Annotated in this window: 15 protein-coding genes; 11 read left to right on the plus strand and 4 right to left on the minus strand. The window is 73.5% G+C overall.

The window, feature by feature from the left end; translation table 11 throughout:
* The first annotated feature begins 51 nt into the window (after positions 1-51).
* Positions 52-5,412 carry an excinuclease ABC subunit UvrA gene (gene uvrA, locus WMF33_RS14925; protein ID WP_437337756.1) on the plus strand — a complete coding sequence of 1,787 codons (5,361 nt, stop codon included), beginning with the start codon at positions 52-54 and terminating at the stop codon, positions 5,410-5,412.
* A 46-nt stretch (positions 5,413-5,458) separates the two neighbouring features.
* Here uvrA and WMF33_RS14930 read toward each other — a convergent pair whose 3' ends face one another.
* The 3 genes from WMF33_RS14930 to WMF33_RS14940 all read right to left on the minus strand — a co-directional run bounded on the left by WMF33_RS14930 (position 5,459) and on the right by WMF33_RS14940 (position 8,787).
* On the minus strand, positions 5,459-5,662 hold the full coding sequence (locus WMF33_RS14930) for a hypothetical protein (RefSeq protein WP_020735039.1): 204 nt from the start codon (positions 5,660-5,662) through the stop codon (positions 5,459-5,461).
* Positions 5,663-5,760: 98 nt separating this feature from the next.
* Positions 5,761-6,690 carry a hypothetical protein gene (locus WMF33_RS14935; RefSeq protein WP_437337757.1) on the minus strand — a complete coding sequence of 310 codons (930 nt, stop codon included), beginning with the start codon at positions 6,688-6,690 and terminating at the stop codon, positions 5,761-5,763.
* Between the two features lie 33 nt (positions 6,691-6,723).
* The gene (locus tag WMF33_RS14940) at positions 6,724-8,787 is read right to left on the minus strand and encodes a protein kinase domain-containing protein (RefSeq protein ID WP_437337758.1); all 2,064 of its coding nucleotides are present in this window, start codon (positions 8,785-8,787) and stop codon (positions 6,724-6,726) included.
* 310 nt (positions 8,788-9,097) lie between these two features.
* Between WMF33_RS14940 and nadC the strand changes: the two genes are divergently transcribed.
* From nadC to WMF33_RS14955, 3 genes are all read left to right on the plus strand, one after another.
* A complete protein-coding gene (gene nadC / locus WMF33_RS14945; protein ID WP_437339485.1) occupies positions 9,098-9,949 on the plus strand; it encodes a carboxylating nicotinate-nucleotide diphosphorylase in 852 nt (283 codons plus the stop codon).
* Positions 9,946-10,767: a biotin--[acetyl-CoA-carboxylase] ligase gene (locus WMF33_RS14950; protein WP_437337759.1), complete on the plus strand. Its 822-nt coding sequence runs from the start codon at positions 9,946-9,948 to the stop codon at positions 10,765-10,767. Before nadC ends, WMF33_RS14950 begins: the two co-directional genes overlap by 4 nt.
* 118 nt (positions 10,768-10,885) lie before the next feature.
* Positions 10,886-11,539 (plus strand): radical SAM protein, encoded by a 654-nt coding sequence (locus WMF33_RS14955; RefSeq protein WP_437337760.1) that lies wholly within the window; start codon positions 10,886-10,888, stop codon positions 11,537-11,539.
* 66 nt (positions 11,540-11,605) lie between these two features.
* On the opposite strand, the gene fbp is transcribed toward WMF33_RS14955, so the two are convergent.
* Positions 11,606-12,658: a class 1 fructose-bisphosphatase gene (fbp, locus tag WMF33_RS14960; RefSeq protein WP_437320021.1), complete on the minus strand. Its 1,053-nt coding sequence runs from the start codon at positions 12,656-12,658 to the stop codon at positions 11,606-11,608.
* A gap of 309 nt (positions 12,659-12,967) precedes the next feature.
* Between fbp and WMF33_RS14965 the strand changes: the two genes are divergently transcribed.
* The 7 genes from WMF33_RS14965 to WMF33_RS14995 all read left to right on the plus strand — a co-directional run bounded on the left by WMF33_RS14965 (position 12,968) and on the right by WMF33_RS14995 (position 19,339).
* Complete coding sequence (locus WMF33_RS14965) at positions 12,968-13,894, plus strand: class I fructose-bisphosphate aldolase (RefSeq protein WP_437337761.1); 927 nt, start codon at positions 12,968-12,970, stop codon at positions 13,892-13,894.
* Positions 13,895-14,245: 351 nt separating this feature from the next.
* Positions 14,246-15,730 carry a leucyl aminopeptidase gene (locus tag WMF33_RS14970; protein WP_437337762.1) on the plus strand — a complete coding sequence of 495 codons (1,485 nt, stop codon included), beginning with the start codon at positions 14,246-14,248 and terminating at the stop codon, positions 15,728-15,730.
* A 3-nt stretch (positions 15,731-15,733) separates the two neighbouring features.
* Positions 15,734-16,585 (plus strand): tRNA 2-thiocytidine(32) synthetase TtcA, encoded by an 852-nt coding sequence (gene ttcA, locus WMF33_RS14975; RefSeq protein WP_061625284.1) that lies wholly within the window; start codon positions 15,734-15,736, stop codon positions 16,583-16,585.
* A gap of 10 nt (positions 16,586-16,595) precedes the next feature.
* On the plus strand, positions 16,596-17,432 hold the full coding sequence (locus tag WMF33_RS14980; protein WP_437337763.1) for a hypothetical protein: 837 nt from the start codon (positions 16,596-16,598) through the stop codon (positions 17,430-17,432).
* A gap of 94 nt (positions 17,433-17,526) precedes the next feature.
* Positions 17,527-17,709 (plus strand): hypothetical protein, encoded by a 183-nt coding sequence (locus WMF33_RS14985; RefSeq protein WP_020735049.1) that lies wholly within the window; start codon positions 17,527-17,529, stop codon positions 17,707-17,709.
* 116 nt (positions 17,710-17,825) lie between these two features.
* Positions 17,826-18,689: a peptidylprolyl isomerase gene (locus WMF33_RS14990; RefSeq protein ID WP_437337764.1), complete on the plus strand. Its 864-nt coding sequence runs from the start codon at positions 17,826-17,828 to the stop codon at positions 18,687-18,689.
* Positions 18,686-19,339, plus strand: coding sequence for a roadblock/LC7 domain-containing protein (locus WMF33_RS14995; RefSeq protein WP_020735051.1), 654 nt, complete (start codon positions 18,686-18,688; stop codon positions 19,337-19,339). Before WMF33_RS14990 ends, WMF33_RS14995 begins: the two co-directional genes overlap by 4 nt.
* Positions 19,340-19,436 lie beyond the last annotated feature (97 nt).

Consider the following 19,436-nt stretch of genomic DNA (forward strand, 5'->3'; position numbering starts at 1 on the left):
GCCTGTCCACCCCGGACGCCACCCCGCGGGGCCCACCCATCCGCGCCTCCTATGCAATCCATCTGTCTCCGCGGCGCCCGCACGCACAACCTCCAGGGCATCGACCTCGACTTCCGGCCCGGCGAGCTCGTGGCCATCGCCGGCGTGTCCGGCGCCGGCAAGTCCTCGCTCGCGCTCGACACGCTCTACTCCGAAGGGCAGCGCCGGTTCGTCGAGAGCTTCAGCCCGTACGCTCGTCAGTTCCTCGAGCGGCTCGAGCGGCCGCCGATCGACGCGCTCGAGCCCGTGGCGGCCGGCGTCGCCGTCGACCGCCGCGCGCCGGTCAAGAGCTCGCGGTCGACCGTCGCCACGATGGCCGACCTCGAGCCGTACTTCTGCGCGCTCTTCGCGCGCGAGGCGGTGCCCGTCTGCCCGTCCTGCGAGGCGCCGGCGGCGCGGACCGACCCGGTGCGCGCGGCCGAGCTCGCCGCGAGCCAGCACGAGGGCGCGACCGCGCTCGTCACGTACCCGGTCGCCGTCGCGGGGACCGAGCGGTTCCTCGACGTGCGCGAGTCGCTGCTCGCCGCCGGCTACCGGCGCCTGCTCGTCCGCGGCGAGGCGCGCGACCTCGACAGCGTGGCGCCCTCCGAGGCGATGAGCGGCACCGACAAGGTCGAGGTCATCGTCGATCGCGTCCGCGTCGCCCCGCGGGAGCGCCGGCGCCTCGGCGCCGCCATCGAGGAGGCGTGGAAGGGCGGGGGAGGCGACGCGTCGCTCCACCTGCAGCGCAAGGCCGAGGAGCCGGGCGGCAACGGGGCGGGGTCGACGCGGCTCCGGCTCGTGCGCGGGCTCGCCTGCCCCTCGTGCGCCCGCGCCTTCGATCCGCCGCGCCCGGGGCTCTTCTCATACCAGTCGCCGACCGGCGCGTGCGCCTCGTGCCGCGGCTTCGGCCGCACCCTCGGCATCGACTACGACAAGGTGATCCCGGACCCGTCGAAGTCGATCGCGGGCGGCGCGATCCGCCCCTGGAACGGCCGCTCCACCACGTGGGAGCGGAAGGTGCTCCGCGCGTTCTGCGAGCGGAACGGGATCCGCACCGATCGGCCGTGGCGCGATCTCTCCGAGGCGCAGCGCGCGCTCGTGCTCGAGGGCGAGGGCACGTGGAGCCAGGGCAAGTACCCCGGCGTGAAGGCCTGGTTCCGCTGGCTCGAGACGCGCACCTACAAGATGCACGTCCGCGTGCTGCTCGCGCGCTACCGCACCTACGACGTGTGCGGCGCGTGCCACGGCAAGCGGCTCTCACCCGAGTCGCTCCTGTACCGCGTCGGCGGCCTCGATCTCGCCGCGTGGCACGAGCTCGAGCTCCGCGAGGCGCGCGCGCGCCTCGAGGCCGAGCGCCCCCAGACGGGCCAGGGGGAGATGGCGCGCCGCGAGCTCATCGCGCGGCTCGGCTACCTCGAGCGCGTCGGGCTCGGCTACCTCTCGCTCTCCCGCCAGGCGCGCACGCTCTCGGGCGGCGAGGCGCAGCGCGTCGCGCTCACCGCGGCGCTCGGCACGTCGCTGACGGGCGCGCTCTTCGTGCTCGACGAGCCGACCGTCGGGCTGCATCCGACGGACATCCCGCCGCTCATCGCGGCCATGCGCGAGCTCGCCGACCGCGGCAACGCCGTGCTCGTCATCGAGCACGAGCCCCTCGTCATCCGGGCGAGCGATCGCGTCGTCGAGCTCGGCCCCGGCGCGGGCAAGCAGGGCGGGCGCGTCACCTTCGACGGGCCGCCCGAGGGGCTCGCCGCGCAGAGGCCGCTGCCCGCCGCGCCCGCGGAGCGAAGGTCGCCGAGCGGCAAGATCATGATCCACGGCGCTCGCGAGAACAACCTGCGCGACGTCTCCGTCGACGTCCCGCTCGGCGTCGTGGTGGCGATCACGGGGCCGAGCGGGTCAGGGAAGAGCACGCTGGTGAACGACGTGCTCTACCGGCACATCGCGAGGGCCCGCGGCTACAAGGACGTCGATGCGCCGGGCCTGTACCGGCGCATCGAGGGCACGGCCGACATCCGCACCGTCACGCTCGTCGATCAGGCGCCGCTCGGGCGCACCTCGCGGGGCAACCCCGCGACCTACACCGGCGCGTGGAACCGCATCCGCGCGCTCTTCGCCGAGCAGCCCGAGGCGGCGGCGCGGGATCTCGGGCCCGGCCACTTCTCGTTCAACGTCGCGCTCGGGCGCTGCGAGGCGTGCGCCGGCGAGGGGAGCGAGACGATCGAGATGCAGTTCTTGGCCGACGTGTCGCTGACCTGCCCGACCTGCAAGGGCAAGCGCTTCCGCGACGAGGTGCTCGAGGTGAAGCTCGACGGCCGCTCGGTCGCCGACGTGCTCGATCTCTCGATCGACGAGGCGTTCGTGGCCTTCGAGCGGGAGCCGGCGGTCCGGCGGGCGCTCGCGCCGCTCAAGCAGCTCGGCCTCGGCTACCTCACGCTCGGCCAGCCGCTCTCGACGCTCTCCGGCGGCGAGGCGCAGCGGCTCAAGATCGCGCGCGCGCTCGGCGAGCCCTGCGCGGGCGCGCTCTTCCTCCTCGACGAGCCGAGCGCCGGCCTGCACCCGGAGGAGGTGAAGCACCTCAACGCTTCGCTCTCGGTGCTCGTGGCCGAGGGCGCCTCCGTGCTCGTGGTCGACCACGACCTCGACGTCATCGCGGCGGCCGACTGGGTCATCGATCTCGGGCCGGGCGCGGGCAGCGAGGGCGGGAGCGTGGTCGCGGAGGGGACGCCCGAGGCGGTGGCCAGGACGGCGACGCGGACCGGCGGCGCGCTGGCCGAGTGGTTCGCGCTGCGGGGCGACGGCGCGGCGCCGAGGCCGCGCCGCGGCGCCAAGGCCGCGGCGCCTGCCGCCGCCCCGAAATCCGGCAAACGCAACGGCAATGGCAACGGCGCGGCGCGCCCGTCGCTCGATCGGCGGCGCATCGAGGTGGAGGGCGCCCGCGAGCACAACCTCGCCGAGGTCTCGACGGTGATCCCGCACGGCGAGCTCGTCGTCGTGACCGGCCCGAGCGGCTCCGGCAAGAGCACCCTCGCGTTCGACGTGGTCTTCGCCGAGGGCCAGCGGCGCTTCCTCGAGACCTTGACCCCCTACGCGCGCCAGTTCCTCCCCACGCTGCCGCGGCCGGACGTCGATCGCGTCACCGGCGTACCCCCGTCGATCGCGCTTGAGCAGCGCACCACGCGCTCCGGCGCCAACTCCACCGTCGCGACCGTGACCGAGATCGCGCACTACCTGCGGCTGCTCTACGCCAAGGTCGGCGAGGCGCGCTGCCCGGACTGCGACGTGCCGATCGAGGCGCGCTCGCCGGACGAGGTCTATCGTTCGCTGCTCGCGACGCGCGGCGCGCGGACGCTGCTCGCCCCCGCGGTGGTGGCGCGCAAGGGGACGTACCTCGACGTCTTCACCGCGGCCGCCCGCGCCGGCATCACCCGCGCGCTCGCCGACGGCGAGCCGTGCGCGACCGACAGCCCTCCCCGCCTCGACAAGCGCCGCGAGCACTCGATCGACCTCGTGATCTACGAGGGGCGCATGGACGCCCTCGATCGCGCGCTCTTCGATCGCGCCCTCGCGTTCGGGCGGGGCGCGGTGAAGCTCGCCGGCGGCCGCGGCGGCGAGCAGCTGCTCTCCACCACGCGCACCTGCCCGCGCTGCGGCGTCGGCGTCCCGGAGCTCGATCCCCGCTGGTTCTCGTTCAACACGAAGCAGGGCCGCTGCGAGGCGTGCGAGGGGACCGGCGCCTCGGATTTCGACGACGACGCGCTCGCGACGCCCGATCCGTGCGAGGCGTGCGGCGGCTCGCGCCTCGCGCCGATCCCCCGGGCCGTCCGGCTCGCCGGCGAGCGTTACCACCAGGCGTCGGGCCGGTCGGTGGCTGCGGCCGCCGCCTGGGCGAGGGGCCTGCGCTTCACGGGCGATCGCGCGCTGATCGCCGAGGCGCCGCACAAGGAGCTCTGCCGCCGGCTCGACTTCGTCTGCGAGGTGGGCCTCGGCTATCTCACGCTCGATCGGCGCGCGTCGACCCTCTCGGGCGGCGAGATGCAGCGCCTGCGGCTCGCGGCGCAGCTCGGCAGCGGCCTCACCGGGGCGCTGTACGTCCTCGACGAGCCGACCATCGGCCTCCACCCGCGCGACACCGATCGGCTGCTCTCCAACCTGCGGCGGCTCGCCAGCATGGGGAGCACCGTGCTCATGGTGGAGCACGACGCCGACACGATCCGCGCCGCGGACCACCTGATCGATCTCGGCCCCTCCGGCGGCCGCAAGGGCGGCAGGATCGTCGCGGCGGGCCCGTCGCGCGAGGTGCTCGCGAACCCCGACTCGCCGACCGCGCGCGCGCTCGCCGGCGAGGACGCCCTGCTCAGCGCGCGCCCGGCGCGCCCGCCGGCGCGCGAGCACATCGAGCTCCTCGGCGCCCGGGCGCACAACCTCCAGGGCGACGCGCTCCGGATCCCCGCGGGCCGGATGACGGTGGTCGCCGGCGTGTCCGGCTCCGGGAAGAGCACGCTGATCCAGAAGGTGCTCTACCCCGCCGCGCGCCGCGCGCTGAAGCTCGAGGCGCCCGAGCCGGGCCCGCACAAGGCGCTGCGGCTGCCGAAGAGCATCCTGCGCGCGGTGGCCGTCGACCAGTCGCCCATCGGCCGGACGCCGCGCTCGATCCCGGCGACGTTCCTGGGCGTCTGGGACGAGGTTCGCAAGCTCTACGCCGCCTGTCCCGACGCGCAGGTGCGCGGCTACGGCCCCGCGCGGTTCTCCTTCAACACGGCCTCGGGCGGGCGGTGCCCCGCGTGCGAGGGGCAGGGCGTCATCGCGCACGAGATGTCGTTTTTGCCCGACGTGACCACGCCGTGCGAGGCGTGCGGCGGCGCGCGCTTCGAGCCGGCGACGCTCGACGTGCGCTACCTCGGCCTGTCCGTCGGCGAGGTCCTCGATCTCACCGCCGAGGAGGCGGTCGAGGTCTTCGCGGCGCACCCGCGGATCCGCGCGCCGCTCTCGACCATGTGCGATCTCGGCGTGGGCTACCTCCACATCGGCCAGGGCTCGCACACGCTCTCGGGCGGCGAGGCCCAGCGGCTCAAGCTCGCGGCGGAGCTGACGGCGGGCGCGCGGCCCAAGCCGACGCTCTACGTCCTCGACGAGCCCACGACCGGCCTGCACCTGGCGGACGTGACGCGCCTCGTCCGCGTGCTCGATCGCCTGGTCGAGCGCGGCGACACGCTGGTGATCATCGAGCACCACCCGGCGGTCATCGCTTGCGCGGATCACGTGGTCGAGCTGGGCCCGGAGGGCGGCGCCGGCGGGGGGCGCATCGTGGCCGAGGGCACCCCGCGCGAGCTTTCGCGTCAGCCGACGGCGACGGGCGAGGTGCTGAAGAGGATCTTCGCGAAGGCGACGTGAGCGGGCGCGCCGGCTCGGCCCGGCGCGCCGCCTCGCGGGTCGCGGCTCAGCCGCCCGAGCGCTTCGCGTACTGGTACGCGGTGTAGGCGGAGATCAGGTGGCAGATCCAGCCGAGCCATCCGCCGGTGCCGATCCACAGGCCGGGGGTGACGATCAGCCAGAAGATGCAGCGCAGAAACGCGCCGTTGTAGAGCTGCCCAACGCCCGGAATGAGGAAGGACAGAACTGCGGCGATCCCGGATTTGCTCATGAGGTCGGAAGCTGATCACCCTGATCGCCTTGTCAAGCGGACTCGAGCGAAAGCTTCGGATTGCGCCCGCGACGGCGCGGCAGGCCGCGGAGATCCGCTCAATTCCTGCCGGGCAGGATGATCTTCTTCCGGCCCGTCGAGGATGCGGACGGGGTGGTCGTCGGGGTCGTCGCGCTGGGCGTCGACGGGATCGTCGGCTGAGCGGTCGTCGACGGGATCGTCGGCGTGGTGGTCGGGTTCGCCGGCTTGGGCTGTGCTTTCGGCGGCGGTTTCGGGGCCGCTGCGGGGACGGGGACCGGCTCCGGCGGGGGCGGCTCGGGCGTCGTGGTTGCGGCCGGCGGCGGAGGCGCCGGATCGCTGGCGACGGACGCCGGCGCCGGCGGCGTGTCGACCGACGGCAGCGCCGTCGCGCCCTCGGACGAGCTTCCGCTGCGCATCATGAAGAAGGCGGTCGTGAGGCCCCCGATGACCACGAAGGCGCCGATCCCGATCAGCGCGAGCGTCGGGCCGGAGCTCTTCGGGCGAGGCCGGGCGGGGATCGGCGCCGCGTACGGGCCGCCGCTGCCCGGCAGCGCCGGAGCGCCGCCGCCGTGAAACCCCGGCGCGCCGGCGGCCCCGCTCGGAGCCCCGAACGGCGAGCCGCCGTACGGGCTCGCGGGAGGCGGGAGCGGCTGTCCGTAGGCGCCCCCTGGTCCTGGAGGGCCGCCGTAATTCGCGGTTGCGCCGGGCCCGTACGGGCCGGGCGCGCCTGCCGGCGGCGCGCCGTACGCGCCTGCCGGGGATCCGTAAGGGGCTGGCGCGCCGGGCGGGGGCGCGCTGTTGCCCCCGCCCTCGACGATGGTCCGCGGCACGGCTCCGCCCGCGGCTCCTGGATCGTGCGGCGCGGTGCCGGGCGGCACGGGGAAGGCGCCCTGAGGCGAGTTGAGCCCTGCGAGCGGAGGCTCGCCGGGCACGGTCTTGCCAGGGCCGTACATGCCGCTCGGGGGCGCAGGCCATCCGGGCGGCGGACCGCTATTCTGATTGCTCATCGAGATCGCATCCTACCGCCTGCGCCGGGCGAGTCAGTTGTTCGGTACGATGATCACGCGCCGTGGTGGCTTGCTGGACGGCGTGGTGGGCGGCGTCGTCGGCGCCGGGGTCGTCGTGTTCGGGGTGGGCTGGGGGTTGTTGGCCGGCGGCTGCGCGCCGGGCGGCGCGGGGAACGGGAACGGGAACGTCGACGGGATGACGATCGGCGGCAGGTTGGGGAGGATCGCCGTCCCGCTGGGGCGCGTCGTCGGCGCCGGCTGCGTCCCCGTCGCGCTCGGCGTCGCCGGCGGCTTCGAGGTGGAGGTCGACGTCGGCCGGGGCTGGGGCTTGGCGACCACCGGCGGCGGCTCGACCGGGGGCGGCGTCACGGCGGGGGGCGCCGTCGTCGCGGGGGTGCTCGGCTCCGAGGGCGCCGTCGCGGTCGGCTGGAACGTCGGCATGGCCGGCGCCACGTCGGCCTGCTCCCTCCGACCGAGCTCGCTGGCGATGTACACGCCCCCCACGACGGCCCCGGTGATCCCCGTGGCGAGCAGCAGGATGGTGAACAGCGAGGTCCCGCGCCGCGCGGGCTGCTTCGCCCCGTGCGCCGAGGCGGCGTGCGAGGTCCTGGGCAGCGGATCCATCGGCGCCGTCCCGGGGATGTACCCTTGCGCGCCGCCCCCGTAGGCGCCGCCGTAGCCGGGCGCCGGAGCTCCGTTGAACGCGCCGGCCGAGCTCCGGTCCATGAAGGGCGCGTTGCCGACCGCGGTCCCGCCTGGGCGAGGCGACACATCGAACGGCCCGGGCTCGTAGCTCGTCGCTGGCACCCCGGGCACCCCTTGCGGGGGCATGTAGGGCGCGGCGCTCACGGTCGCAGGCTGGCCGACCGGGGGGTAGCCGCCCTGAGCGAAGTACGGGCCCGAGGACGGCTCTGGCCTGGGCGTGAACCCTGGCGCTCCCGGCGTCGACGCCGACGGACCCCGGGCGTCCGAGGCGAAGCCGCCCAGGGGCGTCGAGGGCCCGAGCGCGCCCGGGGGGGCGCTCGCAGCGTGCGGTGCGCCGCCGTTCTCGGGCGGGATCGTCTTGGGGACGGAGCTCGTGCGACCGTCGCCCATCGGGTTGGCCGCGGGCGCAGCCGCGGAGGCCGCGAGCATCGCGGGCGCGGCGAGGGCTGCGGGCAGGGCGGGCCCGGACGACCGCGCCACGCTGACCTCGGACGGCGAGGGGGTGAGCGCCGAGGGGGCGCGGGCGGCGCGGGCGAACGGCTCGAGGGCGCCGCGGAGCTCGGCGGTGGTCGCGAACCGATCGGCCGGCGAGGCCGCCATCGCGCGGTGGACGGCGGCGCAGAGGCCCGGCGCGAGCTCCGGCGCCAGGTCCGAGAGCCGCGAGATCTGGCCCGACAGGTAGGCGCCCGCGATCTGCTGGGGCTCGTCGCCGCCGACCGGCCGGCGGCCGGCCAGCATCTCGAAGATGATGACGCCCAGCGAGAAGATGTCCGCGCGCGCGTCGACGGAGTCCGCCGAGTAGGCCTGCTCGGGCGCCATGTACTCGGGGGTGCCCATGATCACGCCCGGGCGCGTGAGCCCGCGATCGAGCTCCCCCGTGACCTTCAGCTTGGCGATGCCGAAGTCGAGCAGCTTGATGAGCGGCTCTCCCTTGGCCGTCCTCGTGATGATGACGTTGTCCGGCTTGAGGTCCCGGTGGACCACGCCCGCGCGATGGGCGGCCTCGACGCCCTCGAGCATCTGCATCGCGTACTCGAGGGCGTCGGCGTAGGCGAGCCGGATGCCGGCCCGGTAGAGCTCCTCGTACAGCGTCTGGAGCGTCTTCCCCTCCAGGTACTCCATCACGATGAACGCCAGGCCGCCGGCGGTCTGGTCGACGTCGACCACGCGGACCACGTGCGCGCTCTGGATCTGCGCGGAGACGCGCGCCTCTTGCAGGAAGCGCTGCACCAGGCCGGAGCGGCGGGACAGCTCGGGGTGGAGAAACTTGAGGGCGACCGTCGTCCCCAGCACCTCGTGGCGGGCTTCGTAGACGCTCCCCATGCCGCCGTCGCCGATGAGGCGCACGAGTCGGTACTTGTTGTGGATGACCTGGCCTGCCTGCGGACGCATCGATCTCCGTTGAGGGCGCTGGAGTTGCTCGGAGAGTCTCACAGGCTGGTAGACGAACGTCAGCCCCATTTGTGCGACACAGCGTCGCGAAGGTCGCGAACCGTACCGCTTTTCGGCGCCGCGGGCCCCATCCGCGCCGCAGGGCTCCCGTCCCGGGCAGCCGCGCCGCCGAGCTCGCACGCCCTGGCACGACTCTTGATGACGCGTTGCGTCGCCCACCTCGGGGGGGTGCGACGTCGCTGATGCGCGCGTGCGGGAACGAGTATACCTGGGGGCGCCGCCGGGGGTTGCGGCGCTCGAGGAGATGCCTGTGCTGGCTGCGCCGTTGCTGGATGCCCTGATCGATCGCGCTCTGGAAGAAGATCTCGCGGGAGGCGATCTCACCACCGAGGCCTGTGTCGACGCTTCCGCGCGCGCGACCGCGAAGGCGGTGGCGCGCAAGCCGCTCGTCGTTTGCGGTGGGGACGTGTTTCTCCGCGTCTTTCAGCGCCTGGATCCGCAGGTCGAGGGCGAGGTGCTGATCGCGGACGGCACCGCGGTCGACACCGGCGCCGTGCTCTGGACGGTGCGCGGCCTCGCGCGCACCCTCCTCAGCGCGGAGCGCACCGCGCTCAACTTCGCGCAGCGGATGAGCGGCGTCGCCTCCGAGGCGCGCCGCTACGCCGCGGCGATCCCGCAGGGGTCCGGCGTGCGCATCAGCGACACCCGCAAGACGACGCCCGGCCTGCGCGCGCTGGAGCGCTACGCGGTGCGCGTCGGAGGCGCGCACAACCACCGCGACAGCCTCGGGAGCGCGGTGCTCATCAAGGACAACCACATCGTCGCGGCGGGCGGCATCGCGACCGCCATCGGCCGCGCCCGGGCGCGCGCCCCGCACACGACGAAGATCGAGGTCGAGGTCGCCTCGCTCCGCGAGCTCGACGAGGCGCTCTCTGCCGGCGCGGACATCATCATGCTCGACAACTTCACGCTGACCGACGTCAAGACGGCGTCCGCGCGCGTCCGGTCGGCGCAGCACGGCCGGCCTCTCCTCGAGGTCTCCGGCGGGATCACGCTGGAGCGCATCCCCGAGCTCGCCGCGGCGGGCATCGACATCATCAGCGTCGGCGCGCTGACGCACTCGGCCCGCTCGGCCGACATCGCGCTGGATCTCTCGCTGTGAGGCGGCTCGACGCCGGGGCCATCGAGCGAGAGCTCGCGCGCCTCGGCGCGCCGATCGGGAGGCCGCTCGCCGTTGCGTGGGAGACGGCGTCGACAAACGACGACGCCCGGAACGCGGCGGCCGCCGGGGCGCCGCACGGGGCGGCGTTCCTCGCCGACGCGCAGACCCAGGGGCGCGGGCGCGGCGGGCGCGCCTGGCACTCTCCGCCCGGGGAGAACTTGTACCTGTCGGTCGTGCTGCGCCCCGGCCTCCCGGCGAGCAGCGTGGCCCCCATCGCGCTCGTGATGGGCCTCGCCGTGGCGTCGGTCGTCGATCGACAGCTCGCACGGCTCGCGCCCGGTTCGCGCCGCGGCGACGGCGCCGCCGCCGAGGTGCGGCTCAAGTGGCCGAACGACGTGCTCGCCGGGGGCCGCAAGCTGGCGGGGATCCTGGTCGAGGCCCAGCTGCGCGGCGAATCGGTGAGCAGCGTGATCGTCGGCGTCGGGCTGAACGTCCACGCGTCGAGCTTCCCGCCGGAGCTCTCGGGCCGGGCCACGTCGCTCGCGATGCTCGGGATCGATGACGTCCCTCGCGAGGTCCTCGCGGCGGAGCTGCTCCAGGCGATCGGCGACGCTGCGTCGAGGTTCGAGGCGGGAAGGCTCGCGCCCTTCGCGGAGGATCTCGCCCGGATGGACTGGCTGCGCGGCCGCCGCGTCGAGGTAGCCGGTGTGGCCGGCGTCGCGGCGGGGATCGACCCGGAGGGGCACCTGCTGATCCGCGGAGGGGACGGCGTCCTCCGCGCGGTGGCGGCGGGCGAGGTCAGCGTCATCACCGGCTGAGCGCCTCGCGCCGCTTGCGCTGCGCGGTCGGCGCGGCCAAAGCTTGCGGCCTCATCGCGGGTCGCCGGCGGCGCGGAGCCGCCGAGGCCGGCCCGGGCTCCTCGGAGGCGTCGCTTCCTTGAAAGAAGACACCCTCGTCGTCCACGAAATCTACGCCAGCGTGCAGGGCGAATCGACGTTCGCCGGGCTGCCGTGCACCTTCGTCCGGCTCACCGGGTGCAACCTGCGCTGCGCCTGGTGCGACACCTCGCAGGCCTTCTACGGCGGCAAGCGCCTCCGCCGCAGCGACGTCCTCGAGCGCGCGCTCGCCCTCGGCACGCCGCTCGTCGAGCTCACGGGCGGGGAGCCCCTCCTCCAGCCCGGGTCGCTCCCGCTCCTCAAGGAGCTCTGCGACGCGGGCCGCACGGTCCTCGTCGAGACCAGCGGCGAGGCCGACGTGTCGCGCGTCGACCCACGCGTGCACAAGATCATGGATCTGAAGGCGCCCGGCTCCGGGGAATCCCACCGGAACCGCTGGTCGAACCTCGACCATCTCACGCCGCGCGACGAGATCAAGTTCGTGCTCGCCGATCGGGCGGACTACGAATGGATGCGGGGCACCATCCGCGAGCGCCGCCTCGACGCGCGCGGCGTGACGCTGCTCGCCTCGTGCGTCTGGGGCAAGCTCGCGCCGAGAGATCTCGTCCAGTGGGTGCTCGACGACGGCCTTCGCGTCCGCGTGCAGGTGCAGCTCCACAAGGTGATCTGGGGCGCCGACGCGCAGGGGGTCTGACCCGCGGGGTCGCCCCCTCCACGCTCGGCTCGTAATGGGAAGGGGCGGCGGCGTCCTCTCGCGGCGTCAGCGCTCGCCGCGCTGGAACTGCTCGAAGTCGTCGACGTCGCGGGGCGAGCCGAGGACGAGCGGCACGCGCTCGTGGAGCGACTTCGGCACCAGATCGAGGATGCGATCGGAGCCCGTGCTCGCCTTGCCGCCGGCGGCCTCGAAGATGAAGGCGAACGGGTTCGCTTCGTAGAGCAGCCGCAGCTTGCCCTGGCCGCTTCGATCGGCGGGGTAGGCGAAGATGCCGCCCTTGAGCAGCGTCCGGTGCGCGTCCGCCACCAGCGATCCCACGTACCGGGCGCCGTAGGGCCTCCCCTCGTGCTTGTTCTCCTCCTTGATCCACGTGTTCCAGCGGCGCACGTCCTCGGGCCACCGCGCGCTGTGGCCCTCGTTGATCGAGTAGGTCGAGCCGCGCTCCGGAATCCGGATGTTCTCGTGGGAAAGGAAGAACTCGCCGACGGTCGGATCGTAGGTGAACCCGTGCACGCCGCCGAGGCCGGTGGTGATGACGAGCAGCGTCGACGACCCGTAGAGCACGTAGCCGGCCGCGACCAGATCGCGGCCGGGGCGCAGAAAATCCGAGGGGTCGGCGCCCATCTTGGCGTCGCTCTTGCGGAGCACGCCGAAGATCGTGCCGATCGAGATGTTCACGTCGATGTTCGACGATCCGTCGAGCGGGTCCACGACGACGATGTACTTGGCGCGCGGATCCGTGGAGAGGAGCCTCATTTCGCCGAGCTCCTCGCTCACCACGGCGGCGCAGTGCCCGCGCCGTCCGAGCACGCTGAGCAGCGTCTCGTTGGCGACCTCGTCGAGCTTCTGCACGATCTCGCCCTGCACGTTCGTCTGGCCGGTGTACCCGAGGACGTTGGCGAGGCCGGCGCGCCGGACCTTCGACGTCACGAGCTTCGCCGCCAGGCCGAACTGGTTCAGCAGCGAGGTGAACGCCCCCGTCGCCGCGGGGAACCCGAGCATTCCCTCGAGGATGTACGTCTCGAGCGTGATCCCGATGCGCGACTGCGCCTCGGGCGGCTTCCAGCTCAGATTCCGTTGGTCCGATGAGAGCGACATGATCCCTCCGCGTGGTGGCAAGGACGTCGCCGCCCCGCCACGTGCTCGCGCTCGCGGCCTCTGCTGCTGATTGCTCCCGCAGAGCCGACCGGCGCGGCGACGAGAATTGCGTATCCGACGGCTCCGTACAACATCCTCCAAGCGCTGCTCGACCGGGGTGTTCGGCTCGATACGTTCGTCTCGGGTCCTCGGACAATGCCAGGGCTTCCTCGCTCGCTGGCGTCGACCCGGGCCGCGGGGCAGGACGGCTCGTGCTCACGCCCAGGTGGGCTGCGCGTTCTGGCGGCAACCCCCTCCACGGAGTGATTCATGGCGCTCACCTCCCGCGTAGAGCAGATCCTCTCTTGGTACGCCTCGGAGAACCCCGGCACGCTGACGAGCCTCGTCCGGCTGCTCAACCACGGCGCGCTCGCGGGCACCGGCAAGATGGTGATCCTGCCCGTGGACCAAGGGTTCGAGCATGGCCCGGTGCGATCGTTCGCTCCGAACCCCGAGGCCTACGATCCCGACTACCACTTTCAGCTCGCGATCGACGCCGGGTGCAACGCGTATGCGGCGCCGCTCGGGTCGCTGCAGGCGGGCGCTGCCAGGTTCGCGGGGCAGGTGCCGCTGATCTTGAAGCTCAACAACAGCGACACGCTGGCGAAAGTGGAGCAACCCCTGTCGGCGGTGACCGGATCGGTCGACGACGCGCTCCGCCTCGGCTGCGTCGGCGTCGGCTACACCATCTACCCCGGGTCCGGCGCGAGAAACCGGATGTACGAGGACCTCCGCGAGCTCGCCTTCGAGGCCCGGCGCAAGGGCCTGGTCGTCATCGTCTGGAGCTACCCGCGCGGCGCCGGGCTGTCGAAGCAGGGCGAGACGGCCGTCGACGTCTGCGCCTACGCGGCGACCATCGCGGCTCAGCTCGGCGCGCACATCATCAAGGTCAAGCCGCCGACGGCTCATGTCGAGCAGGAGGAGGCGAGAAAGATGTACGAAAAATTTGGCATCCCCATCCAGACGCTCGCCGAGCGGGTCCGCCACGTCGTGCAGGCGACCTTCAACGGCAAGCGCGTGGTGATCTTCTCAGGCGGCGAGTCCAAGGCGACGGACGCCGTGCTGGAGGAGGTGCGGGAGATGGCCGCGGGCGGCTCCTTCGGCTCGATCATGGGGCGCAACGCGTTCCAGCGCCCGCGCGCCGAGGCGCTGAAGCTCCTCGCCGACGTCATCCACATCTACAGATCGGGGCGCTGACGCCCTCGATCCGGCGCTCGGGGCGGGACGCCCGGACCGCCGTCCCCGTAAGCGTTGCCGCACGAGGCATCCCGGCAGAGGCGCCGCGGGGCCCGCCACAGAGGCGCCGCGGCGCCAGTCGTTGCCGGCCGCCGAGCGGCGCCGCGCCTCCGCCGCGCCCGGGAGCGCGCCTCCGCCGCGCCCGGGAGCGCGCCTCCGCCGCGCCCGGGAGCGCGCTTCCGGCGCCAGGGGAGGCGTGCTCCCCCGCGCCTCGGGCCGACCGCCTGCGGCATCGTCCACGTCGACGGGGTTAGCCCTTCGTGATTAGATGCCGCGCTGGATACACCCCCCCGTCCGGGCTCAGGAGACCGCATGCCGATCAAAGTGAACCTCGCCTCGTCAGACCCGCTGAGCCTCGCCGTCGACGTCCTCGTCATCGGCGTGCCTGAAGGCGCTTCGACGGGTGAGGGCGTGCTCGCGAGGCTCGTGGAGGCGCTTGGCGAGTCCGTGGCCCACCAGGTCAAGCGTGACGACTTCACGGGGAAGAAGGATCAGAGCGTCGATTTCACGACGCGCGGCGCGCTGAAGCCTGGCCGCGTGCTGCTGCTCGGGCTCGGGTCCGGCAAGCTCACCGACGTCGATGTCCGGCTGGTCGCGGCGAAGGGGGCGCGCTTCGCCAACGGCGTGCGCGCCGAGAGCGTCGCGGTCGTGGTGCCGCCCGGCGTCGAGCGCGCGGAGCGGTCTGCCGCCGAGGGCCTCGTGCTCGGGTCCTACCGGTTCACCCGCTACTTCACGGGCGATCGCGTGCCCAAGTTCGGGCTCGCGCGCGGCACCGTGGTCGTCGAGGGCAAGGCGGGCAAGGCGGCGCGCGACGCCGTCGCGCTCGGACAGCAGGTCGGCGAGGCGATCTGCGTCGCGCGCGACCTCGTCAACGAGCCGCCGAACGAGATGCATCCGGAGGCGCTCGCGCGCGTCGCCGCGGAGGTCGGCAAGCAGCACGGCCTCAAGGTGACGGTGTTCGACAAGGCCGCGCTGAACAAGCGGGGGATGAAGCTCATCATGGCGGTGGGGCAGGGGAGCGCGCGCGAGCCTCGGCTGGTCCACATGAGCTACGCGCCTCCCGGCAAGCCGAAGGGGAAGCTGGTCTTCGTGGGCAAGGGGCTGACGTTCGACAGCGGCGGCCTCTGCATCAAGCCCGCTCCGGGCATGGAAGAGATGAAGGGCGACATGGGCGGCGCCGCGAACGTGATCGCGCTGATGGCCGCCGTCGCGGCCGCCAAGCCGAGCGTCGAGGTCCACGGCATCATCGGCGCGGCCGAGAACATGCCCGACGGCGCGGCCTACCGGCCGGGCGACATCTTCGGCTCCCTCGACGGCAAGACGGTGGAGATCATCAACACCGACGCCGAGGGGCGCCTCGTCCTCGCCGACTGCCTCGCCTATGCGCGCGGGCTCAAGCCGGACCTCATCGTCGACAACGCGACCCTCACGGGCGCCTGCGTCGTGGCCCTCGGGCCCACGGTGTCGGGCTTCTTCTCGAACCGCGAGGATCTGGCGGATCGCCTGCGGGGCGCCGCGAAGGCGGCGGGCGAGTCGATGTGGCAGCTCCCGCTGGTCGACGAGCTCCGCGACGGCCTGAAGAGCGACTGGGCCGACATCAAGCACACGGCCGACCGCTGGGGCGGGGCGATCACCGCGGCCCTGTTCCTGCGCGAGTTCGTGGGGGACGTCCCGTGGGCCCACGTGGACATCGCCGGCCCGTCCATGGCGAGCAAGCCCTACGGCATCTTCTCCAAGGGCGGGACGGGTCACGGCGTGCTTACCTTCCTCCGCCTCGTTGAAGGCTTCACCGGCTGAACCGTGCAACTCCGCCGTAAGCTCGCGCGCGCCATGGGCCGCGCCATCACCGACTTCGACATGATCGCCGACGGCGATCGGATCCTCTGCGCCGTCTCGGGGGGCAAGGACAGCTACGCGCTGCACGCGCTCCTCATCGACCTCGCGCGCCGCGCGCCGGTCCGGTTCAGCGTGATCGCGGTCAACATCGACCAGGGACACCCTGGCTATCCCGGGCACCTCCTGTCCGACTACATGGCCGCGGGTGGCCACGAGTTCCGGATGATCTCCGAGGACACCTACTCGATCGTCACCGAGAAGATCCCCGAGAACAAGACGTACTGCTCGCTCTGCTCCCGCCTGCGGCGAGGCATCCTCTACCGCGTCGCGCGCGAGCTCGGGTGCTCGAAGATCGCCCTCGGCCACCACCGCGACGACGCCGTGACGACGCTGCTCTTGAACCTGATCTTCGCCGGCCAGCTGAAGTCCATGCCGCCGAAGCTCATCTCCGACGACGGCGACAACGTCGTGATCCGCCCGCTGATTTACTGCGCCGAGGCCGAGCTCGCCGCGTTCGCCGCGGAGGAGCGCTTCCCCATCATCCCCTGCGATCTGTGCGGGTCGCAGGAGAACCTCCAGCGCAAGGCGGTGAGCCGGCTGCTCGCGGAGCTCGACGAGCGCCACCCCGGGGCCCGGCAGAACATGCTCGCCGCCCTCGGCAACGTGCGCCCGAGCCATCTCTTCGACACGGGCCTCTGGAAGCGCCTCGGGCTCGAGGTCGCCCGGGAAGAGGGGAGCGCGAGCAGCCAGGCAGGCGCCGACGCGCCGGCGCCGGAGGTGCTGCCCGTGGGCCACTTGCTCAGAAACCTGGCCTAGCGGCTCGCGCATGAGCACGGAGGCTCCCGGCGCGATCTCGATCGGCGCTCCGCGCGAGGCGGAGGCGAGCGCGTCTGCGCCCGACGAGCGCGGCGGAACGGCGGCGCGCAGGGGCGACGGACCGTCCGCCGCGGATGGCCCCGAGGCGCCGCAGCCCGGAGCGGCGCGCCCGGGCCTCGGGGAGGGGCGCGCCCCGCAGGCGCTGCTGGCGGCGGTCGTCGCCTGGATGATCACGGTCGCTCCTGCCGGGTTCGGCCGCGGGGCACCCGTGTCCGCCAGCGTCGCCGCCACGCTCGCCTTCCTGTGCGGCATCGCCGCGCCGCTGCTCGCCGCCTCCCACCGCCGGGCGGCGCGGCACCTCGGCATCTCTGCCTTCCTGGCGCTGGTCACGCTGACGTGGCTGCTCGCCTCACCCTCCCTTCAGCCGTCCCGCCTCGACCCGGTCCGGGCGGCCATCGGCGGGATCGCCTGGGGCCTCTTCGCGCTTTCCTGGCGCGACCGCTGGGAGGTGCGGCGCCAGCCGGAGCCGGACCCGGACGTCCCCCTCCTGCAGCCTCGGGCCCACCTGCCGCCGCTCGCCGCCGTGATCGTCGCGTTCGGCGCGCTGGTGAGCCTCGCCATCCTCGTGCTCGCGTGGCGGGTCGGGGACCCAGACCGCGCCCTCCTGGCCCAGGCCGTCGCCGTGGCCTGCGCCGTCGCCCTGATCACCGCGGCCTCCGGCGTCGCGGTCGCCCGCGGCCGCCGATACACGGCCGGCGCGCGGCGGCTCACCCACCGCGCCGTCCGGCAGCTGCTGGTCTTGATCGTCTTCGCCGTCCTGGGGGCGGTCGTGATGATGCTGCGCTGAGCAGCGGCCCGGCCGCCGCTCGCCGAGGGTGGCTGCCCTGCAGCGTCCCCGCATCTCCGCCGGTTCCACGTCAAATCGCGTTACACTCACGCGCGTGTCCCGTGCAGTCGATGTCTTCGCGATTCTGCTCCTCGTCGCCGCCGCGTTCTCCTTCGCCTTCGGGGTCCACGCGCTCGGCGATCGCCAGGATTTCAAGGCCATCTACCTCCTGGTGATCGGCGGGCTCTCGCTCAAGGCGTCCACGGAGATCCTTCGCCCCCGTGGGGGCAGCGCGTGAGCCCTGGGCGCCGAGGGATCGCGTCCGTCGCGTGCCTGTGCGCGTGCGCGGCCTGGGCTGCCTCGTCGACGTCCGCGCGGGGGGCGGCGCCGCTTCCGGCCGACGTGGCGGCGCGCGTGGGCGCGCTCGACATCTCCGTCGAGGCGGTGGCTCGCATCGCGGCAGCGCAGCACATCTCGCCGGCGCACGCACGGGACGCGGCGATCCGCGACGCGCTCCTCGCCGCCGCTGCGCGAGACCGCGGCCTCGAGCGCGACGCCGACGTGCAGCGCGACATCAGCGCGGTGCTCGCCCGTCGCCTGCTCCACCGACTGAAAGACGAGGCGGAGAACGCCGGCCCCGTGACGGACGACGAGCTGCGCGCGGCGACCGAACGGCACTGGCTCGACCTCGATCGACCCGAGGGATACCGCACCGTGCACGCCGTCGTGAGGCTCTCGGCGGACGCCGGCGAGGCCACCCGTGACAAGGCGCGGGCGCTCGCCGACGCGATCCGGGCGGCGGCGCTGTCCTCGCGCGAGGTCGCCCGGAGCTCCGAGCCGCCGCCGGCCGCCGGGCCGCGGCAACCTCCCAGCGATCCGGCCGCCGACGCGTTCATCCGCGCCGCGAAGGGCGTGCCCGCGGATGGCCTCGAGGTCGTCGCGGAGGCGCTCCCGCCGGTGACGGCCGCGGGCCGCGTGCTCAGCCCAGCGCCGCAGCATTTCGACGTCGAGTTCTCGCGTGCGGCGGCGGCGCTGAACGCGCGCGGAGACCTCAGCGCGCCGGTCGCGTCGTCGTTCGGCGTGCACGTCATCATGCTCCTCGAGCGCATCCCGGCGCAGGTGGTACCTGTCGAGGAGCGACGCGGTCTGGTGCGCGACGAGGTGGTGACCGAGCGCGCGCGCGCCGCCCAGGCCAAGCTCCTCGAGGTGCTGCGGCGCGAGCCGAAGATCGTCGGCGGCGTCGACGCGCTGCTCGAGCTCGTTCGGATCGAGCCATGACGACCTCGCGCAACGGAGCTCGTAAGCGGAGCCAGTGCGGGCTGCCACGCGATCAGGCGCCCTCCTCGTTCACCTCGATCCTCGAGGATCTCCTGTGCGCGATTCCGGGCGCGCATGCCGCCGCGCTCGTGGATTTCGAGGGAGAGACCATCGACTATGCGGGCCGGCTCGATCCCTTCGACGTGAAGGTCACGGCGGCCCACTGGCAGATCGTGCTGGCCGAGGCCGCCGGCTCGCCCCTCGGCGCGCCGCGCCAGATCACGGTGCGCGCCCACCGCCGGAGCTACATCGTTCGCCAGCTGCAACCGGGTTACGCTTTGGTCCTCGTGCTGCACCCGCGGGCAGCGTTCGCGGCGTCCCATCGCGCGCTGCAGGAGGCCGAAGCGCGGCTCTGCGCCGAGGCAGGCTGGGCCACGTCCCGGACCACGCGCTGGTACTGCGTCGACGTCGAGACCGAGGCTTCGGATCGGGGCCGCCCTGCCCGCCTCCGCGGCGCCGGCGGCTGGCAGCCGATCGAGGTGATGGGCTCGATGGTGGGCCTCGGGCCGCGCGAGAAGGGGTTCAGGATCCGGCTGCCGAGCGGCGCAGAGATGCTGCTCGTCCGCGAGCGCATGGGGCGCTGGTTCGCGGACGAGCATCCGGAAACGTGAGGGACGGGAGCGGCTAGGCGAGTGAACGAGCGAGCTGCGCGCCCCGGTGGTGAAATCCCTTAAAAGTGCGGCGGGCTCGATCCGAGCGAGCGGGTCG

This window comes from Sorangium sp. So ce394, from assembly GCF_051474665.1.
Lineage (GTDB): Bacteria > Myxococcota_A > Polyangia > Polyangiales > Polyangiaceae > Sorangium > Sorangium cellulosum_D.